Genomic DNA, 19,960 nt, shown 5'->3' with positions numbered 1-19,960 from the left:
ATTTTTCTGTTAATTAATATGCCGGGTTGGAGCAGCTCAGTTTCTGGAGCGCCAGCCCGGTGGATTCCAGCTAACCCCACGCTGGAATGACGTTACTAAGGCCGTGAAGTTATCTTCAAACGCAAGGCTATTGCTATATTTTAGTTTGTTCTCATCAGTATGCTAATCGCATAGCGAACTTCTTCAACAGTCGCAGGCTCCCCATTATCCCCAAGATTGATAATCTTGTCCGACCAGTTCCCCTCAGTCTTCCAGCGCGGTGAAGCGCAATAGATTTCTATGGTTGGTGTTTCGTAAGCTGCAGCGATATGTGTCAGGCCGGTATCGACACCGATGGCAAGGCGCGCTTTTTGTGCCAGCAGGGTTGCTGCCTGCATGGAGAGCGCGGGTAAGACTCTGGCGTTTGGCATGACGGCGGCCATGACTTCAGCCTCGGTTTTTTCTGCCGCACTACCCCAGGGCAGCAGTATCGGCAATTCGTAGTTTTTCAATTCTGCGGCAATCGCCTGCCAATTCTCACGTGACCATTTTTTTGCGGCACCTGCTGTGCCGTGGAAGAACACTGCATACGGTGAAGTTGGCAACCAGGTGCGCTGGTCAACAGGTATATCCGGTGCCTGTAAGCCAAAGCTGGCGGGTGTATTGACGGTATAGCCGCCAGCAGCGGCAGCAACCAGGCGGCCGCGCAAGACGGCGTGGGTGCGTGTGTCTACTGGTACGCTGATATCGTGAAAAATTCTGGAAATGCCTTCATAGCCCGAACCTTCAGTGCCGTTTGCCAGGCCGACTTTTTTACCGCCTTTGACGGTTTTTGCCAGGCCCATGATGATGCCGGTTTTGAGCAAGCCCTGGGTATCAAGCACCAGGTCATATTGCTCTTGCCTTAGCTGGTGAAAGAAATTTTTGATCTCTTGTCGTGTTGCCGCCTCTCGCAGACTCTTGCGCCAGCGACGCAGGGCGAAGGGGAATATCTGATCGACGCCGGGATTGAGCCTCACCAGTTGCACATAGGCTTCTTCAACAACCCAGTCTATGCGCGCCTGCGGAAACTGGCGGCGCAAGTCATCCACGATGGGCATATTATGCAAAACATCGCCCAGCGACGAGACACGAACAAGAAGGATTTTCACTTGGATAGTAAGACCGGAATTCTCACCACAGAGGCACGGAGACACAGAGGTAGCACAGAGAAAAAGCAAAGGCGTGAAGAGTCATTGCCAAACACTTTTAGCTTAAAAGATTTTCTCTTGTTTTTCTCTGTATCTCTGTGGTGAGCTTTTATGTTTTAGGTTTAAATAAAATTAATACGGCAATTTCGCATCTGGCTTAACAGCCAGCACAGCCTGCTTCATTGCGTCCTGTATGCGTGCCAGTGCTTCGGGGTTTTCGGCTTCAAAGCGCATGACGATGACGGGTGTGGTGTTGGATGAACGGGCCAGGCCGAAGCCGTCCGGGTATTCAACGCGCAAGCCATCAATGGTGATGATTTCATCGGAGCCTGGGAAGCTGGCATTGGCTTGCATGGCAGCGATGATCTTGAAGTTTTCACCTTCAGCCAGTTGCAATTGCAGTTCTGGTGTCGAAGTCGATTGCGGCAAATTGTTCAGTGTGGCTGTCATGTCAGCTACGCGGCTGACGAGTTCCAGCAGGCGGGCACCTGCATACAGGCCATCATCAAAACCATACCAGCGGTCTTTGAAGAAAATGTGGCCACTCATTTCGCCACCGAGAGGTGAGCCGGTTTCGCGCAGCTTGGCCTTGACCAGGGAATGGCCGGTTTTCCACATCAGTGGTACGCCACCGCGTGCTTTGACCCAGGGTGCGATATGGCGTGTGCATTTGACGTCATACAATATCTGCGCGCCGGGGTTGCGTGTCAACACGTCTTCAGCAAACAGCATGAGCTGGCGGTCAGGGTAAATGATCTGACCATCCTTGGTAACGACACCGAGACGGTCACCATCGCCATCAAATGCCAGGCCTATTTCTGCATCAGTGGTTTGCAGGCAGCGTATCAGGTCTTGCAGGTTTTCTGAATGTGCTGGGTCAGGGTGGTGGTTAGGGAAAGTACCATCGACTTCGCAAAACAGTTCTATGACTTCACAACCCATGCCGCGATACAATTCACCGGCAAATGCACCTGCCACGCCATTGCCGCAATCGACGGCAATTTTCAAAGGACGGGCAAGCTTGACGTCACCGATGATGCGCTCAAGATAAGTCGCCTTGATGTCATGCGTGCGGTAGTTGCCGCTGCCTTGTTTGAAATCCTTGTTCAGGATGGTCTGGTACAGCGCTTGTATGGCATCGCCATAAATCGCTTCACCAGCCAGCACCATTTTGAAACCATTGTAGTCAGGTGGGTTGTGGCTGCCTGTGACCATGATACCGGAGGTAGCACCCAATACATTGGTGCCAAAGTACACCATGGGGGTGACAACTACGCCCAGGTCGATGACGTCAATGCCAGTTGATTGCAAACCCTTGGCCAGCGCTGTGATGAGGTCCGGGCCGGACAAGCGGCCATCACGGCCTATAACCACAGCTTTCTCACCCTTGGCGATGGCTGCGCTGCCAAAGGCCTGGCCTATCAGGTGAGCAACTTCTGCATCCAGGGTTTTGTCGATGATGCCGCGAATATCGTAGGCTTTGAATATGCTGGGGGAAAGTAGGGACATGATTTTTCTTCTTTATCTAAATTAGCTAATTAATCTAATGCTTCAGTGGAGCAGGCCAGCGCTGGCCTTTGTGGCCTGCTCTTCAGTGCCAACTTGCTGGGCTTGCCAGATCAGGTCTTCAATACCGCATTGTGGTTCATATTCTGCCACTATTTGCAGCAACAGGGCGCGGATTTGCTCATAATCAAAGGCGGTGCAGGCAGTATGCAGGTTTTGCAACAGGGCATTCAGTTGATCCCATGGCAATTCATTTTCCTGGGCGCGCATGATCAGCGGGTGCGAAGTACCTTCGACATTGTCGCCTATCAGCAATTCTTCATACAGTTTTTCACCGGGGCGCAGGCCTACATGCTGGATTTCTATGGTGCCGTCTGGTGTTGCTTCACTTTTCACTTCCAGGCCGCTCAGATGCACCATGCGTCTTGCCAGATCAATGATGCGCACCGGTTCGCCCATGTCGAGTACAAACACATCTCCACCTTCACCCATGGCACCGGCCTGCAAGACCAGTTGTGCAGCTTCGGGTATGGTCATGAAGTAACGGGTGATCTCAGGGTGGGTCAGGGTAATGGGGCCACCCGCCATGATTTGTTTACGAAACAGCGGTACGACCGAGCCGGATGATCCCAGCACATTGCCAAAGCGCACCATGCAAAAACGCGTATGTTGCTGGCGACGTGAGCAGGCTTGCAAGATCAGCTCTGCCAGGCGCTTGGTCGCACCCATGACATTGGTAGGGCGCACCGCCTTGTCAGTCGAGATCAATACAAAATTCTTGACCCCTGCAGCCATGGCAGCTTGCGCCACGGACAGTGTACCAAACACATTATTGCGTATGCCTTCTGCCGGATTATGCTCGACCAGCGGCACATGCTTGTAGGCGGCCGCATGGTACAGGGTTTCTATTTCACAGGTGGTGAAGATGCGGTCCAGTTTGGCGCTGTCGAGTATCGAACCGAGGAAGGGCAAAATCTCTACATCCAGCTTTAATTGCTGGCGCAGGCCAGTCAATTCCTGTTCTATGGCATACAGGGCGTATTCCGACATTTCCAGCAGGACCAGTTTGGTGGGGCGCTGGCGCAAGATCTGGCGGCATAGTTCAGAACCGATGGAACCACCTGCACCAGTTACCATGACACGCTTGCCGGTGATACAGATACTCAGCAGGCGGGCATCGGGTTCAACCTGGTCACGGCCTAGCAAATCCTCTATCTCGACTTCGCGTATGTCCTGCACACGCAGTTCGCCATTGACCAGGCTTTGTATCGATGGCGTGACTTTGATCTTGAGCTTCAGCGGCTCAAGCTGATCAAGTATCTGCTTTTGCCTTGTCTTGCTGATGCTGGGCATGGCCAACAAAATCTCGCGTATGTCGTGGCGGTCGGCCAGGTCCTTCAATAGCTCAGGTGCAAATACCTTGACGCCGCCTATGGTCGAACCTTGCACGGACTTGTTGTCGTCGATGAAGGCGGCGCACACATATTCACCACCTGCACGCAGGGCAGTGGCCAGTTGCGCACCGGCTTTGCCAGCGCCATAAATGGCAATGCGGGTGGCGTTTTCAGCCATGTCAGCCTGTAACAGCCAGGCCCTGGCCAGAAAACGGCTGGCACCCACATACAAGATGGAGCCTGCCCAAAAAAAGCCAAACACTGCCCGCGATAATGGCGTGATATGCAGCATCACCGCCACAAAGGCCATGAACAGCACCGACAGAGTGACACCAAAGACGACTACGCTGATGATTTTCTGATCGATGAAACGTATCACGGCACGGTATAAACCTATGCGTATGAATACCGGTATGGCGATCAGGGAAGAAGAAACGATGAGCCAGAAGTAATGATTGAACAGGCTGAGATTAAAGGTTTCATAGCGCAGCCAGATCGCCAGGATAAACATCAGTGGCAGGCAGACGGCATCAGCCAGGGCAGCAATCACCTGTTTTTGCAGACGCGGCAGATTGAGCAGGGATTGCATCATGATTGCATATCTCGATTCATTGCTTGTTAATCTTATGAATGCTCATTAATGTGTAACACCATCACGACGCACCACCTTGTAGAAGGTCAGGAACAAGATGCGAATATCCAGCATGAAGGATTGATGCTGCAGGTAATACGCATCCAGATCCACTTTGACAGGAATAGGTAATTCATCCCTGCCATTGATTTGCGCCCAGCCTGTCAAGCCAGGTGGGATAGTATGTACTTGCTTTTCTGTGCGCAGGGCGATCAGGTCATCCTGATTGTACAGGGCAGGGCGTGGCCCCACAAAACTCATGTCACCACAGAGTATGCTCCACAATTGCGGTAATTCATCGAGGCTGGATTTGCGCAGGAAAGAACCGATGGGTGTCAGGTATTGATCAGGATTGCTCAACAGATGGGTGGCAACCGCAGGTGTGTCGATGAGCATGCTGCGAAACTTGGGCATCTTGAAGATGGCATTATTGCGCCCGACACGATCGGACCAGTAGACGACCGGCCCACGTGAAGTCAGCTTGACGCAGATGGCAACGATGATCAAAGGGATGATCAAAAACAGGCTGGCTGTCAGTGCAAGGACGAGATCGAAAAGGCGCTTCAACATATTCTTCATTCAACAGGTATGGCTGCAGCCGTGGCTTGCAAGCCTTGTTCTACGGTATAAGGTGGTGACCAGGCCAGCAGCTTTCTGGTTTTGCTGATATCGACTTGCAGCGACTGGCATAAACGGTCCGCGACATTTCTTTTGCCCAGTATGCTGGCAGCAAGTGTCAGCAAGCCCGCCGGGAAAGGGAGCAAGCGGGATTTAACTTGCAAAGCCTGCGCGCACAGGCGCAATAATTCTGTCGTCGATAAATCCCTGCCATCGGAGGCCAGGAATATCTGGTTGCGCGCCACTTCGTTCAGCCGGCAATGCAGGATAAGGTCAACCAGATTATCCAGATACACAAAGCTGCGCTGGTTATGGATGCTACCCAATGGCAAAGGCAGGCCACGGCGCACCATGCGCAGCATGCTCAGGAAATTGGCTTTGACACCCGGCCCATACACCAGCGGCGGGCGTATGATGGTGACAGCCATGCCAGTTGTCTGTGCCAGTTGCAGTAAAGCCTGTTCGGCCTCCATTTTGGAAATACCATAGGCATCCTGAGGCATGGGTTGATCATCGGCAGTGTAAGGATGACCAGGCAGGGTCGCTTCACCATTCACCTTGACCGAGCTCAGATAAATAAATTGCTTGATGCCCGCAGCTGCAGCCTGGCGTGCCAGTTGCAGGCTGGCGCCTACATTGACGGCACGGAACTGCGCGAGAGGGTCGCTGGCTGTCTCTTGCATGACATGCACCCGCGCAGCGCTGTGGATGACGATGTCCACTCCTTGCAGATGGGCAGACCAGTCAGTGTCAGGAGTCATGTCGCTGACTATGGGATTGTGCATGTCCGCGGCCTGCCAATCCAAAGGGCGGCGGCCAGGGCAAATCAGGGCGATACCCTGAGACAGACATGCGCGGGCAATAGCCTGGCCGACAAAGCCGCTGGCACCGGTCAACAAGATTTGCTGCTTCATACTTTATTTGGCAGCAGGCAAATTCGACCGCCTGTCATAGACAAAATAGCGGCGCGAGAGGAATTTCAGGAAACTGCGGAAAAACCAGCTGGCATGGCGTGACACCAGGTTGCGGTTTTTATGGGCGGCTGTATGAGTAGCGTTTAGTTGTGGATAAAAACGTATGCCCTTGCCCAGCAATTGCTTGGAACGGTAACAGATATCCACATCTTCAAAATACATGAAATACCGTGTATCAAAGCCTTGCAGTGCCTGATAGTGCAGCGCATCAAAAGCCAGGAAGGCACCAGAGGCCCAATCAACATGGCAGGTTTCTGTCATGGTCTTCTTGTCATACGGTTCGGACAGGGAGCGCACCGCCACCATGCGCAATAATGAAATCACATTCGGGAAACGGCGTACATTCGCATCCACATACAGATGTTGTTCATCACGATAGAGATTGATGGTGGCTACAGGAAAAGCGTCGCGCCGCATGTTCTCAACCAGGGTGACTATGGTGTCAGCGCTGATGGTGATGTCAGGATTCATGACGATAAAACTGTCACCTTCGGCAAAACCGATGCTGCTGCTGATCAGATCAAACAGGTAATTATTGTTTTCGCCAAAACCCAGGCCAGGTTTATCGTCTATGTAAGAAACGCCATGTTGCAGACAATAGGCTTTTAATTCCGGGGAAGGGTGATTATCCTTGATCCACACATGCATGTTCGCAGCGGCATCGCGCAAGCCACCCATGCCGCTTGCGATAAGCAGATTTTCATGGCCGTGACTGACGATTGCGACATGTATCATAGTTTACTAAGTGATGCTGCATAGGGTCTGGCACTGAGCTGGCAACTGAGCTGGCGATTAAACTAGCAATTAGCTAGCAATTAAGCCTGGTGACTAAGCTGGCGACTTTGTATCCAATACTTTAAAAATAATACGCCCAATTTCCAGTCAGGGAAGTTATGGATGGGCGGCGTGAACAATTTTCTTGTGTACCAGATTTTCTCATAGAAATCACAGTTTATAGGTGCGGGATTTAACCATGGCGGTTGTTTTTCTTGCGCATTCGCTGTTTCTGCCATACTGATGCGCCGTGCCACCTGTTCTATATCATGCGCTTGCCTGATTTCTTGCAGTATCGCAGCCTGGTCCAAGCCGGGGCGTTGCTGTTGCGCTTGTTGTGGCGTTTGCTGCCGGGTTTGCTGTAAATAATAGCTCATGTCGTCCAGCAAGGTATCCTGACTGCCTGATTTGAGCTTATCCGCAGGAGAATAACCATGCGCGCCGGTCAATATGCCAAAGCAGGGCAGACCTTTGACCGCCATTTCCGGGAAGGCCGTGCCACCGGTCAAGGGGAAGCTATCGACATAGACACTGGCGTCGCGCATGCAGACCAGATAATCCTGATAAGCCATACGTTTGTGGAAAATCGCCTGCTTGCCCATTTGTCGTGCAGGCTTCCACCACCACCAGTTGGTTTTCAGGTTGGGGCCTATCAACATCAGTTTGCGCCCCGTCCTGGCTTGCAGGCGTACCGCAAAATCAGGGAAGGAATACTCACCGCCTGGCTTGTATTTATAAGCTGAGCCTGCGCTGGCGATATGGCCTGTGGCATTTTCTGGCCGTTCGGCAGTGGTATCCGGCAACTTTAACGGGATGCCTGCAAACACGCATTTCTCATGGCTGCCACGCAGTTTACTGAGTTCCCAGCCAAAATAACTGAGTTCAAGCACTACGTCTGCGATGCCGTGACCATAAGAGAATACATGGTCGGCATGGTTGTACATATAGATGCGGGTGCCGCACAATTGCCTGGCTAAACCAGCAGCGATGACGGCATCGATATCGTAGGGGTGGATATGCAGCACAAGGATGTTGTATTGTGCAAAGTGATTCAGCAAGGCCTGTATCTTGTCTTGCCTGTTGCTGAATTTGGGCAGACAGATGCAGGGATGGCCAGGCGTACTCAATTTTTCCCAGGTAGCAAGTGGTGCTTTTTCTGTCACCAATACCGCAGAATCCTGCAAGGCCTGACTGGCTATCAGGTGCTCAACTACGCGGGTATGGCCGCTGGCGGTATAAGTCTGGCTCAATACATGCAGATAAGTTGCCTTGATGCCTTGCTGTGCTGGCGCTGTGAACAAATGTTGATAACGCTGCAGCAAGGCCTGTTCCAGCTCAGGCAGAGCATACTGACCCAGATTGTTTTTCCATAGCAGCTCGCCAAGCGCGCGGGCGCGCCGTATGCAACTATCGAGTTCTCCCGTCGCGAGTATGCGGGCGACGCATGCCTGTATAAAACTGGCGAGCTTGAGTGGGCGTTCAGCGGTAGGCATATTTTTTTAAAATCCAGGCGATACATGCCCAATACAATACATAGTTAATGCAAAAGGCAATCACTGCACCCTGCAAACCAAATGTAGGGGTCAGCAGATAAGTCAGCACAACTAGCGACAGGCTGAAGACGATCTCGGTAATCACATAAGGCCTGGTCAGCGCCCGGCCCAGCATGACAAAGCCCAGCACCCAACTGCCTATCTTGATAAAGTCCCCCATCAGTTGCCATGCCAGTAGCTGTAACATGGGGCGGAACTCTTCTGTGAATACCAGCCACAGCATGAGATCACGCAAGAGATAGACCATGACTGCACCCAGTGCTGTCAAAGGCAAAACGAAGCGATATACGCGGGCGATTTCTTTTTTCAATTCTGCTGCTGCCTTGATTTCTGCCAGGCGCGGCAGGTAATACACCGTCAGCGTGGTAGTGATCAGCATCAGGTAAATATCACTGATGCGTGTTACAGCCTGCCAATAACCCGCCTCTTGCCATCCAAAATCCTGCGCCAGGTGATTACGTATCAGCATCTGGCTCAACGGCACGACCGTGGCAGTGACGACAGCCATTAGCGCATAAGCGCCCAGCTTGCGCAGCATGTTCTTGTCTGCCTTTGCAAACAGCATGCCAAAGCTGAACCACTTGCTGCGCAGGCAGAGGATGAGTGTGATGATGGCGACGAAAGACTGGTTCACTGCCAGCGCTACCAGTGCGCCATACAGGCCCCAGACGCTGGCCAGCAACCAGGTTGCCATCAGTGTGACTATGCTGGTCGCGATGTTGGCTCCTACATAGGCAGCGACTGCTTTCTTGCCATTCAAAATCGCCAGCAAGAGCGTATTCAAGACAAACAGCACCAGGCTGGCTGCCAGCCATAAAAACACGCTGCCATATTGCGCATCTTTTAATAGCAATACCGCCAGTTGCTGGTGAAATACCGCAATGAAGGCAGAGGCCGCCAGTGAGCAATAGACAGAGATACGCGCCGCACTGGCCCATACTCTTTGCTGGGCGGCGGCATCGTCGCCATGTTCAGCTGTGTACTTGGTCACGCCGGTGGAAATTGCGCCACTGGCAAATGACAAGATCATGGTCACGGCATTCTGGAACTGGCCTATGACGGCATAGCCACCTGGCCCCACATATACTGCCAGCAATTTGTTCAGGCCCAGCATGGTCAGCATCCTGACGATGACAGCAATTGCATTCAACAGGCTGGTGCGTACCAGTGTCATTGTCAGGTAGCTGATGCAGTTGAACTAGCTGAGCCAGCTTGCAGAACGAAATCGCGAACTGCGGCGATGACGCGGCTGACATCTTCCGGTGCAAGATATGGGTCTAGCGGCAGGCTCAATTCTTCTCCATGGATTTGTTCAGACAGAGGGAAACTGCCCACACCCAGTTGCAATTCAGCATACGCCGGTTGCAGATGCGGCGGGATGGGGTAGTGCACCAGGCTGCCTATGCCAGCGTCCTGCAAGTGTTTTTGCAGGGCATCGCGCTTGGCATGACGCACGGCATAGATATGCCAGACCGGTTCGGACCACTCAGGCACAAACGGTATCACCAGGCCAGGCAAGTCTTTCAAGCCTTCATGATATTGCTGTGCCAGTGCACGGCGCTGCACATTCCAGCCATCGAGTCTGCCCAGTTTTACTCTTAGTAGTGCAGCCTGTAATTCATCAAGGCGTGAGTTGTAACCTTTGACTTCATTATGGTATTTGATTTGCGAACCATAATTGCGCAAGACTTTTAATTGCTTGGCCAGTTCTGCATCATTGGTAGTGACTCCACCAGCATCGCCCAGTGCGCCGAGGTTCTTGCCCGGATAAAAACTGTGGGCAGCAGCATCACCCAGGCCACCAGAGACACGCCCTTTATATGTTGCACCGTGCGATTGCGCTGCATCCTCTATGACTTTCAAACCATGTTCACGGGCGATGGTGATAACCGGATCCATGTCTGCGATTTGACCATACAGATGCACGACCATGATGGCTTTGGTTTTGGGAGTAATGGCCGCCGCGATTTTTGCAGGATCGATATTGTAAGTAGCCAGATCCGGCTCCACTGCAACTGGCGTCGCACCTGCATACGACACCGCCAGCCAACTGGCGATATAAGTATTCGAAGGCACGATGACTTCATCGCCTTCGCCTATGCCATAGGCGCGCAAAATCAGGTGCAGCGCATCCATGCCATTGCCGACACCAACGCAATACTGGCTGCCGCAATACGCGGCATACTCAGCTTCAAAGGCTTCCAGCTGTTTGCCCTGGATAAACCAGCCGCTATCCAATACTTCATTAAAAGCCTGATTCAACTCTGTACGCAAATCCTGATGCTGAGGCTTGAGTTCCAGATAAGGTATAGGTTTCATATTATCCATTCACTTATTTCACGTGTAAGAAGGACTGCACTAAGACAGATTTTCTCTTGATTTCTCTGTGGTGAAGCAAGGAATTCAAGCGACATGTCGCTTGCTTGCGCAACGATAAACTTTTGCAAAAGTTTATTCCTTCCTCTGTGCCTCTGTTGTGAGAGGTCTTTTCCAGATTGACTGATATCAGTCAGTTTCTATGAACTTCAAAAACTCATCATATTTGCGCAAATAATCTGCTTCTTCATAGTGCTGGTCAGCAAACACCAGCAAGACGCAATCTTCGGTGAAATTTTTCATTTCATGCCAGATGCGCGTACCGATATAAACACCCTTGGCCGGCGAATCGAGTTCGAGTTCTACGCGCTCTTTGCCATCATCAAACACCATGGTGCAGGAACCGCGTACGGCCACTGCCACTTGTTGCAAGGTCTTGTGGGCATGAAAACCGCGCTCCACACCTTCGAGCGTACCAAAAATATAATAAACCCGAGCAATAGGAAAAGGGATGTCCTGGTTGGCCTCGACGGCGACCAGGCTGCCGCGCTCATCACCGAGCACGCGCATAGGTATCATTTGCAGTTTCACGTGGTCTGACCTTGAGCTTGAGTTGTTGTATGGGGTGATGCATAAACAGGCGCTTGCACGCTTTGCATGCAGCCAGCCAGGGGGATGCGCCAGTCCGGTATGGACAATCCAAAAGCAGCCTGCAATTTTTTTGTATTCAATAAAGAGTTATACGGACGACGCGCGGGCACAGGATATTCACTGGCTGGTATGCCGCTGATCTGCGGTGCGGCCTTGCCCAGTTTGTTTTGCTGGTCTGCCAGTTCTATGATGGCTGAGGCAAAGGCAAACCAGTTGGTCGCGCACGCAGCACTCAGGTGATACACACTACCAAATTGCTGCCACCAGCTTACCGCATCTTTGGATTGCTGTAATTGCTCCAGTATCCCGCAAGTAGTCGCGGCCAGCCAGTCAGCAGAATTGGGTGTGCCCCACTGGTCATTAACGACGCGTAATTGCTCACGCTCACGCGCCAGCTTCAGCATGGTCAGGAAAAAATTCTTGCCAAAGTTTGAATAGATCCAACTGGTGCGCAAGATCAGATGCGCGCAGCCACTGGCGATAATGGCTTGTTCACCAGCCAGCTTGGTTTTGCCATAGACATTCAAGGGGCCTGTTGCATCAGTTTCTGCATAGGCTTGCCAGTTGCCTTCTGCATCTGCCTTGTCACCGGCAAAGACATAATCCGTTGAGTAATGGATGAGACCAGCACCCAGCTTGCGTGCTTCTTCAGCCATGATGGCAGGTGCTATCGCATTGATGGCATGGGCTTTTTCTGCCTCGCTCTCGGCCAGATCTACCGCGGTATAAGCAGCCGGATTGATAATCAGATCTGGCTTGAAGTCGTTGATGCACAGTCGCAATTGCGCGGCATTGCTCAAATCCAGTTCTGCTTTTTGCGGCGCATGGATGGTGGCAGTTGCAGACAAGCGTGACAAGTGCGGCAGGAGGGCATGACCCAGTTGCCCGCTCGTGCCTGTCAATAATATCTTCATGCAAAGACCTCGGCATCTGCCAGCAGTTTGCCTAACTGGTCTTTGCCAGACAGCAATGGCGCATCCTGCAAGGGCCAGTTGATATCCAGTATGGGGTCATTCCACAGCAGGCAGCGTTCATGCTCTGGTGCCCAGTAATCGGTGGTCTTGTACAAAAATTCTGTACTGTCGCTGGTGACTAAAAAGCCATGGGCAAAGCCCGGCGGTATCCACAACTGGCGCTTGTTTTCTCCAGACAGGATGACAGCCTCAGACTTGCCAAAAGTCGGTGAAGACTTGCGCAGGTCGACAACCACATCAAAGACCTCACCGGCAATGACACGCACCAGTTTGCCCTGACTTTGTTGTATCTGGTAGTGCAGGCCGCGCAAGACATTTTTGGCTGATTTGGAATGATTATCCTGCACAAAATTGACATTCAGGCCCGTGAGTTCAGCAAATGTGCGGGCATTGAAGCTTTCATAGAAAAAACCACGGTCATCGCCAAAAACCCGGGGTTCCAGTATCAGTACGCCGGGCAAGCCGGTTTCTACAACTTTCATCGTAAAACTCTCATCTATCAATACGCTTTCTTGTCCAGTAACTTCAACAGATACTGGCCATATTCATTTTTCTTCAGCGGCTGCGCGAGTTTTTCGAGGTCGGCATCGCTGATGTAATGGCGGCGGTAGGCAATTTCTTCAGGGCAGGCTACTTTCAGGCCCTGGCGTTTTTCTATGGTGGCGATGAATTGTCCGGCTTCGAGCAGTGATTCATGGGTGCCGGTATCCAGCCAGGCCATACCCCTGCCCATCAGTTCCACATTCAGCGTACCGTGCTTCAGGTATTCATTATTGACATCGGTAATTTCCAGCTCGCCACGTGCTGACGGCTTGATATTGGCCGCGATATCGCAGACCTGGTTATCATAGAAATACAGGCCAGTGACGGCGTAATTGGATTTCGGGTTTTTTGGCTTTTCTTCTATGCTGATGGCCTGGCGTTGCTCATTGAATTCAACGACACCATAGCGTTCAGGATCTTGTACATGATAGGCAAATACGGTTGCGCCACTTTGTTGCGCATCAGCCTGGCGTAATTGCGGTTCAAAGTCGTGGCCATAATAAATATTGTCACCCAGTATCAGGGCTGTATTGGCATTACCGACAAAGTCCTTGCCGATGATAAAGGCTTGCGCCAATCCATCAGGTGACGGCTGGACTGCATAGCTGAGCTGTATGCCCCATTGATTGCCATTGCCCAGCAACTCGGCAAAGCGCGGCGTATCCTGGGGGGTGGAAATAATCAGGATGTCGCGTATCCCCGCCAGCATCAGCGATGTCAGCGGGTAATAAATCATGGGCTTGTCATACACAGGCAGCAATTGCTTGGATATGGCCTGCGTCACGGGATACAGGCGTGTGCCTGAGCCACCAGCCAGGATGATACCCTTGCGTGCAGATGTATTGGCCATGCTACTGTTTATCTCGTTACTGCCGCTCATACTACGTCCCCGTCTTCATCATCTTCATATTGCAATGCTACCCATTTCAGGTATTCGCCCGATTGTACCTGCCTGGTCCAGTCATCATTGGCGAGATACCATTCCACGGTTTTTTTAAGGCCGGTACTGAAAGTTTCCTTTGGCTTCCAGCCCAGTTCTTTTTCTATCTTCCTGGCATCGATTGCATAACGGCGGTCATGTCCTGGTCTGTCGGTGACATGTTTGATCTGGTCTTTGTAACTGCCTTGCGCTTTTGGTTGCAATTCGTCCAGCAATTCACACAGGGTATGCACCACACTGAGATTGGTTTGCTCATTCCAGCCACCCACATTATAGGTTTCGCCGGGTTTGCCAGCTTCCAGTACCCGGCGGATTGCTGCGCAGTGGTCTTTCACATACAGCCAGTCACGTACCTGCAAGCCATCACCATAGACCGGCAAGTCTTTGCCTGCGCGGGCATTGGCTATCATCAGCGGGATCAGTTTTTCGGGGAAATGGTAAGGCCCGTAATTGTTTGAACAATTGGTCGTCAGTACCGGCAGGCCATAGGTATGGTGATATGCCCGTACCAGATGATCGGATGCAGCCTTGGTTGCCGAGTAGGGGCTGTTTGGTGCATAGGCTGTGGTTTCTGTGAAGGCAGCATCGTCTGCCGCCAGCGTGCCATACACTTCATCCGTGGATATATGCAGGAAGCGGAAGTTGGCTTTATCTTCGCCTTCGAGACTTTGCCAGTAAGTGCGTGCTGCTTCCAGAAGATTGAAGGTGCCATTCACGTTGGTTGTGACAAAGGCGGCCGGGCCCAGGATGGAGCGGTCTACATGGCTTTCTGCTGCAAAGTGTACGATGGCCCGCGGCTGATATTCAAAAAACAAACCGCATAGATGGGCACTGTCGACGATGTCGCCTTTGACAAACACATGGCGCGCATCATTATTGAGGCTGGTCAGGTTGTTCAAATTACCAGCATAGGTCAGTTTGTCGTAATTGAGGACAGACTCATCCGACTGGGCTAGCCAGTCCAGAACAAAATTGGCACCGATGAAACCCGCGCCTCCTGTGACAAAAATCATGCCTCACTCCTCTAATAATCGCTGAAATCTGCTGAATTGCTTGCAACAGGCGATTTTACTTGAGAAGAGGCTGCTTTCGTTGAAGGGGACTACTAATCTATGCGTTTATTTAATATGTTTTGGCAATTGTTTTATATAGATAGCGACCGACAAACCTGCTGGCGAGTTTGAAAACTTGCCACTATTGAAATGTCGTTGTGCCGTATCAGCTTACGAAGCCAGGGTATTTGTCTGGGACAGGCAGATCCAGGCGACAGTGGCGACGGTGTAGGCCAGCAAGATGAGGGAGATGAGTGAGAGTTTCATGGTTATACCTCCAATGAAGATATTTCTTGGAACCTGCTTACTATCCTACTACGCGAGCGCAATCGGAGTTCGTGCGGGGCTCATGTGCTGCTCAAAATGCTCATGTAGTAGAGTACATTCCGCTTTTTTGCGCTGCGTTTTATGTTGCCTTGACCCCGCTGATACTCGCTCGCTACAGATCGTAAACAGGTTCTTACGCATCATTTTAGGATGCGACGCAGCATATTCCAGTAATGAATTGTTCTTACTTTGTTACGAAATGTGTTTATTTGTACATCAAATGTAGCTTGAAATAGAGCTTGCTTAGCGCCGGGCCACCCCAATGTTGGATCAAGTCACCGCGAGTAAGAGAAGTTCAGGAAAATTTGAAGATAAAGCCTTGAAATCGTAAGGATATATCCCCAAATGCAGGGGTAATGTATGTTTTTGATCGGGAGAGTAAGTATGCAAGAGCAAGAAAACCAGCAAGCGGAAAAGGTAGAAATAAAAGAAGCCGCGCCGGAAGTTCAACTGGATGGCGTTGTTCAAGGTGAAATAGTGCAGACGTCTGCACCAGAAGCAGCCCAGGAAGCAGTACCTGCACAGGATACTGCTGAGCAAGTGATTGCCAAGCTCGAAGCAAAAGTGCAAGAATTGCAAGATTCTTTCATGCGCGCCAAGGCCGAAGGTGAAAATATTCGCCGCCGCGCTCAGGAAGATATCAGCAAGGCACACAAGTTTGCGATTGAAGGTTTTGCCGAAGCCATGGTGCCAGTCAAGGACAGCCTGGAAATGGCCCTGAAGATTGACACACCGTCTATAGAAGCGCTGAAAGAAGGCGTGGAAATGACATTGAAGCAACTTAGCTCAGCATTTGAAAAAAATCGTTTGACCGAAATCAATCCGGTACAGGGCGATAAGTTGGATCCTATGAAGCACCAGGCCATCTCTATGGTGCCTGCCGAGCAAGAGGCTAATACCGTCGTGACTGTATTGCAAAAAGGTTATACCATTGCCGACCGTTTATTGCGTCCGGCTTTAGTGACAGTAGCGCAAGGAAAGTAAGAAAAGCGTAAAAAAACACGCAAAAATGGCTTGAAAAGCGTGTTTTTTACCATATATCCGAAACAGACGAGTTCAGTTGCAATAAAAAAGCGCACTGACTCACCAACATTGACAAAAAAATCTACATTCTGAGGGAATTATCATGGGAAAAATGATTGGTATTGATTTGGGTACAACCAATTCTTGCGTTGCTATCATGGAAGGCGGCCAGCCAAAAGTGATCGAAAATGCAGAAGGTGCGCGTACTACGCCTTCCATTATTGCTTATCAAGAAGATGGCGAAATCCTGGTTGGTGCATCCGCCAAACGCCAGGCTGTAACAAATCCCAAGAACACGCTGTTCGCGGTCAAACGCTTGATCGGTCGTAAGTTCGAAGAAAAAGAAGTGCAAAAAGACATCGGCCTGATGCCTTACACCATTTCCAAAGCTGACAATGGCGATGCATGGGTATCCGTGCGCGACAAGCGTCTGGCACCACCGCAAATTTCTGCTGAAGTTTTGCGCAAAATGAAAAAAACCGCTGAGGACTACCTCGGTGAAGAAGTGACAGAAGCAGTCATCACTGTTCCTGCTTACTTTAACGATGCACAACGTCAGGCAACCAAAGACGCCGGCCGTATCGCTGGTCTGGATGTCAAACGTATCATCAATGAGCCAACAGCTGCTGCGCTGGCCTTTGGCCTGGACAAAAAAGAAAAAGGCGATCGCAAGATTGCGGTATATGACCTCGGTGGCGGTACTTTCGACGTATCCATCATTGAAATCGCTGACGTAGATGGCGAAATGCAATTCGAAGTATTATCCACTAACGGTGATACTTTCCTCGGTGGTGAAGATTTCGATCAACGCATCATTGATTACATCATCGACGAATTCAAAAAGATCAATGGTCTGGACTTGTCCAAAGACCCTATCGCTTTGCAACGTATCAAGGCCTCTGCCGAGCGTGCAAAAATTGAATTGTCGAGCTCGCAACAGACAGAAATCAACGAGCCTTACATCGCCATGGCAAATGGCGCACCTGTGCATCTGAATTTGAAAATCACACGTGCCAAGCTGGAAGCGCTGGTAGAAGAACTGATCCAGAAAACCATCGAGCCTTGCCGCATGGCGATCAAGGATGCAGGCGTGAAAACCACAGACATCGATGACATCATCCTCGTTGGTGGTATGACACGTATGCCCAAGGTTCAGGACATCGTTAAAGAATTCTTCGGCAAGGAACCACGTAAAGACGTGAATCCTGATGAAGCCGTTGCCGTTGGTGCAGCGATTCAAGGTTCTGTTCTGTCTGGTGACCGTAAAGATCTGTTGCTGCTGGACGTCACACCTTTGTCTCTGGGTATCGAAACCCTGGGCGGCGTCATGACCAAGATGATCCAGAAGAATACGACTATCCCGACCAAGTTCAGCCAGGTGTTCTCTACTGCAGACGACAACCAGCCTGCAGTGACCATCAAGGTTTACCAGGGTGAACGTGAAATCGCTGCCGGCAATAAAGGCCTGGGCGAATTCAACCTGGAAGGTATTCCACCATCAGCCCGTGGCACGCCACAGATTGAAGTGACTTTTGACATCGACGCCAATGGTATCTTGCACGTAGGTGCAAAAGACAAAGCCACTGGCAAAGAAAACAAGATCACCATCAAGGCAAACTCTGGTTTGACGGAAGAAGAAATCCAGAAAATGGTGAAAGATGCAGAGCTGAACGCGGAAGAAGACAAAAAGGTCAAGGAATTGGCCGAGTCCCGCAATCAGGGCGACGCTCTGGTGCATTCCACCAAAAAAGCGCTGGCTGAACATGGCGACAAACTGGAAGCTGGCGAAAAAGAGAAGATCGAAGCCGCCATCAAGGAGCTGGAAGACGTATTGAAATCCGGTGACAAGGCTGAGATCGACACCAAGCTGGGCGCACTGTCCACTGCATCGCAAAAGTTGGGTGAAAAAGTCTACGCTGACATGCAGGCACAACAGGCTGCCGCAGGCGCAACTGCTGGTGGTGCAGGCGCGGCCGGTGCAGATGCCAAACCTAAAGATGATGATGTAGTTGACGCTGACTTCAAAGAAGTCAAAGACGGCAAGTAATACCTAGTTTGACGGGTCTGCGCCCGTCATGACGCGCCGGGTGGCTCGCTTTGCGATGCTGCCCGGCGTTTGCGCTTAAGTTTGATGCTTAAGTCGATGCTAGAAATTCTAGACTTAAGTTCAAGAACAATACTGAGGTTAACAAGAGATGGCGAAGCGTGATTTTTACGAGATTCTTGGGCTGGGCAAAAACGCCACCGAAGACGAAATCAAAAAGGCCTATCGCAAAATGGCGATGAAGTACCATCCGGACCGCAATCCGGATAACAAGGTCGCGGAAGAAAAATTCAAGGAAGCCAAAGAGGCTTATGAGATGCTTTCCGACAGCCAGAAGCGCGATGCCTATGACCGTTATGGTCACGCCGGTGTCGACCCGAATATGGGCGGCGGCGGTGGTGGCGGTGCAGGTGGTTTTGCTGATGCCTTCGGCGATATTTTTGGTGATATTTTTGGTGGTGGCCGTCGCAATGCCGGCCCGCAAGTATATCGTGGTGCTGACTTGCGCTATAACCTGGAAATCTCGCTGGAACAGGCTGCCAACGGTTTTGATACCACCATCCGTGTACCTAGCTGGGATTCTTGCGATACCTGTCATGGCTCCGGTGCCAAACCAGGCACCTCGCCAGTCACTTGTACAACTTGCGGTGGCCATGGTCAGGTGCGCATGCAGCAAGGCTTGTTCAGCATACAGCAGACTTGCCCTAAATGTCATGGCACAGGCAAGATGATTCCTGATCCTTGTACTACTTGCTCAGGCGTTGGCCGTATCAAGCGTAATAAGACGCTGGAAGTCAAAATCCCTGCAGGTATTGATGATGGCATGCGCATCCGCTCATCCGGTAACGGTGAACCGGGTGTGAATGGTGGCCCTCCGGGTGACTTGTATGTGGAAATCCATATCAAGCAGCATCCGGTATTCCAGCGTGATGGCGACGATCTGCATTGCGAAATCCCGATTTCCTTTGTCAAGGCAGCACTGGGGGGGGATATCGAAGTACCTACCCTGAGCGGCAAGGCATCTTTCACCGTGCCTGAAGGCACCCAGTCCGGCAAGACTTTCCGCCTGCGCAGCAAGGGTGTGAAGGGCGTGCGTTCTGGTTATGCGGGTGATTTGTTCTGTCACGTTGTCATCGAAACACCGGTGAAGCTGACAGAAAAACAAAAAGAACTCTTGCGTGATTTTGAAAAGCTGACGGTGGAAGGTGGGCCCAAGCACAATCCACAAAGCAAAACCTGGATGGACAAGGTCAAGAAATTCTTTGAATAGACACGATCAGTTCTGCTAGTTTTGCAAAAAAACCGGCAAAAAGCGCTATAAGCTCTACTTAAAAGCCTGCCCAAACTTGTTTTGGCAGGCTTTTTTGTTGCTCATATACCGCGAAACCATTTCTTGCATATCAGTGCCGCAATTCTGCCTGTCACCCCTATGGCATTCTGCTACTATGAGAAGAGTGGAATATTGTTGCTC

Annotated in this window: 17 protein-coding genes; 3 read left to right on the top strand and 14 right to left on the bottom strand. The window is 51.1% G+C overall.

Annotated elements, in window-relative coordinates; genetic code table 11:
* Positions 1–140: 140 nt before the first annotated feature.
* The 14 genes from waaC to rfbB form a co-directional block, all read right to left on the bottom strand.
* The gene (gene waaC / locus AC3WQT_RS03045) at positions 141–1,130 is read right to left on the bottom strand and encodes a lipopolysaccharide heptosyltransferase I (protein WP_492702125.1); all 990 of its coding nucleotides are present in this window, start codon (positions 1,128–1,130) and stop codon (positions 141–143) included.
* Between the two features lie 171 nt (positions 1,131–1,301).
* On the bottom strand, positions 1,302–2,678 hold the full coding sequence (locus AC3WQT_RS03040; RefSeq protein ID WP_492702123.1) for a phosphomannomutase/phosphoglucomutase: 1,377 nt from the start codon (positions 2,676–2,678) through the stop codon (positions 1,302–1,304).
* 42 nt (positions 2,679–2,720) lie between these two features.
* The gene (locus AC3WQT_RS03035; protein WP_492702523.1) at positions 2,721–4,658 is read right to left on the bottom strand and encodes a polysaccharide biosynthesis protein; all 1,938 of its coding nucleotides are present in this window, start codon (positions 4,656–4,658) and stop codon (positions 2,721–2,723) included.
* A 48-nt stretch (positions 4,659–4,706) separates the two neighbouring features.
* Positions 4,707–5,267, bottom strand: a complete 561-nt coding sequence (locus AC3WQT_RS03030) for a sugar transferase (RefSeq protein WP_492702521.1) — start codon at positions 5,265–5,267, stop codon at positions 4,707–4,709.
* A gap of 8 nt (positions 5,268–5,275) precedes the next feature.
* A complete protein-coding gene (locus AC3WQT_RS03025; protein WP_492702121.1) occupies positions 5,276–6,232 on the bottom strand; it encodes a UDP-glucose 4-epimerase family protein in 957 nt (318 codons plus the stop codon).
* A 3-nt stretch (positions 6,233–6,235) separates the two neighbouring features.
* Positions 6,236–7,027 (bottom strand): glycosyltransferase family protein, encoded by a 792-nt coding sequence (locus tag AC3WQT_RS03020; protein ID WP_492702119.1) that lies wholly within the window; start codon positions 7,025–7,027, stop codon positions 6,236–6,238.
* An 80-nt stretch (positions 7,028–7,107) separates the two neighbouring features.
* Positions 7,108–8,559, bottom strand: a complete 1,452-nt coding sequence (locus AC3WQT_RS03015; RefSeq protein ID WP_492702117.1) for a hypothetical protein — start codon at positions 8,557–8,559, stop codon at positions 7,108–7,110.
* Positions 8,546–9,793, bottom strand: a complete 1,248-nt coding sequence (locus tag AC3WQT_RS03010) for an O-antigen translocase (RefSeq protein WP_492702115.1) — start codon at positions 9,791–9,793, stop codon at positions 8,546–8,548. Before AC3WQT_RS03010 ends, AC3WQT_RS03015 begins: the two co-directional genes overlap by 14 nt.
* Before the next feature lie 2 nt (positions 9,794–9,795).
* Positions 9,796–10,938 (bottom strand): DegT/DnrJ/EryC1/StrS family aminotransferase, encoded by a 1,143-nt coding sequence (locus tag AC3WQT_RS03005; RefSeq protein ID WP_492702113.1) that lies wholly within the window; start codon positions 10,936–10,938, stop codon positions 9,796–9,798.
* Between the two features lie 186 nt (positions 10,939–11,124).
* On the bottom strand, positions 11,125–11,526 hold the full coding sequence (locus AC3WQT_RS03000; RefSeq protein ID WP_492702111.1) for a sugar 3,4-ketoisomerase: 402 nt from the start codon (positions 11,524–11,526) through the stop codon (positions 11,125–11,127).
* Positions 11,523–12,500 (bottom strand): dTDP-4-dehydrorhamnose reductase, encoded by a 978-nt coding sequence (gene rfbD / locus AC3WQT_RS02995; RefSeq protein ID WP_492702109.1) that lies wholly within the window; start codon positions 12,498–12,500, stop codon positions 11,523–11,525. Before rfbD ends, AC3WQT_RS03000 begins: the two co-directional genes overlap by 4 nt.
* Positions 12,497–13,042, bottom strand: coding sequence for a dTDP-4-dehydrorhamnose 3,5-epimerase (gene rfbC, locus AC3WQT_RS02990; RefSeq protein WP_492702107.1), 546 nt, complete (start codon positions 13,040–13,042; stop codon positions 12,497–12,499). Before rfbC ends, rfbD begins: the two co-directional genes overlap by 4 nt.
* Before the next feature lie 17 nt (positions 13,043–13,059).
* Positions 13,060–13,953, bottom strand: coding sequence for a glucose-1-phosphate thymidylyltransferase RfbA (gene rfbA / locus AC3WQT_RS02985; RefSeq protein ID WP_492702105.1), 894 nt, complete (start codon positions 13,951–13,953; stop codon positions 13,060–13,062).
* A 26-nt stretch (positions 13,954–13,979) separates the two neighbouring features.
* Positions 13,980–15,056 (bottom strand): dTDP-glucose 4,6-dehydratase, encoded by a 1,077-nt coding sequence (gene rfbB / locus AC3WQT_RS02980; protein WP_492702103.1) that lies wholly within the window; start codon positions 15,054–15,056, stop codon positions 13,980–13,982.
* A 750-nt stretch (positions 15,057–15,806) separates the two neighbouring features.
* On the opposite strand from rfbB, the gene grpE reads away from it, so the two are divergent.
* From grpE to dnaJ, 3 genes are all read left to right on the top strand, one after another.
* Complete coding sequence (grpE, locus tag AC3WQT_RS02975; RefSeq protein WP_492702101.1) at positions 15,807–16,406, top strand: nucleotide exchange factor GrpE; 600 nt, start codon at positions 15,807–15,809, stop codon at positions 16,404–16,406.
* Between the two features lie 142 nt (positions 16,407–16,548).
* Positions 16,549–18,492 carry a molecular chaperone DnaK gene (gene dnaK / locus AC3WQT_RS02970; RefSeq protein WP_492702099.1) on the top strand — a complete coding sequence of 648 codons (1,944 nt, stop codon included), beginning with the start codon at positions 16,549–16,551 and terminating at the stop codon, positions 18,490–18,492.
* Between the two features lie 148 nt (positions 18,493–18,640).
* A complete protein-coding gene (dnaJ, locus tag AC3WQT_RS02965) occupies positions 18,641–19,759 on the top strand; it encodes a molecular chaperone DnaJ (protein ID WP_492702097.1) in 1,119 nt (372 codons plus the stop codon).
* The last annotated feature ends 201 nt before the right edge of the window (positions 19,760–19,960 follow it).

The organism is Undibacterium sp. FW305-107, from assembly GCF_058788535.1.
The sequence above is the reverse complement of the archived record's forward strand: the minus strand, read 5'-3'. Positions and strand labels throughout refer to the sequence as shown.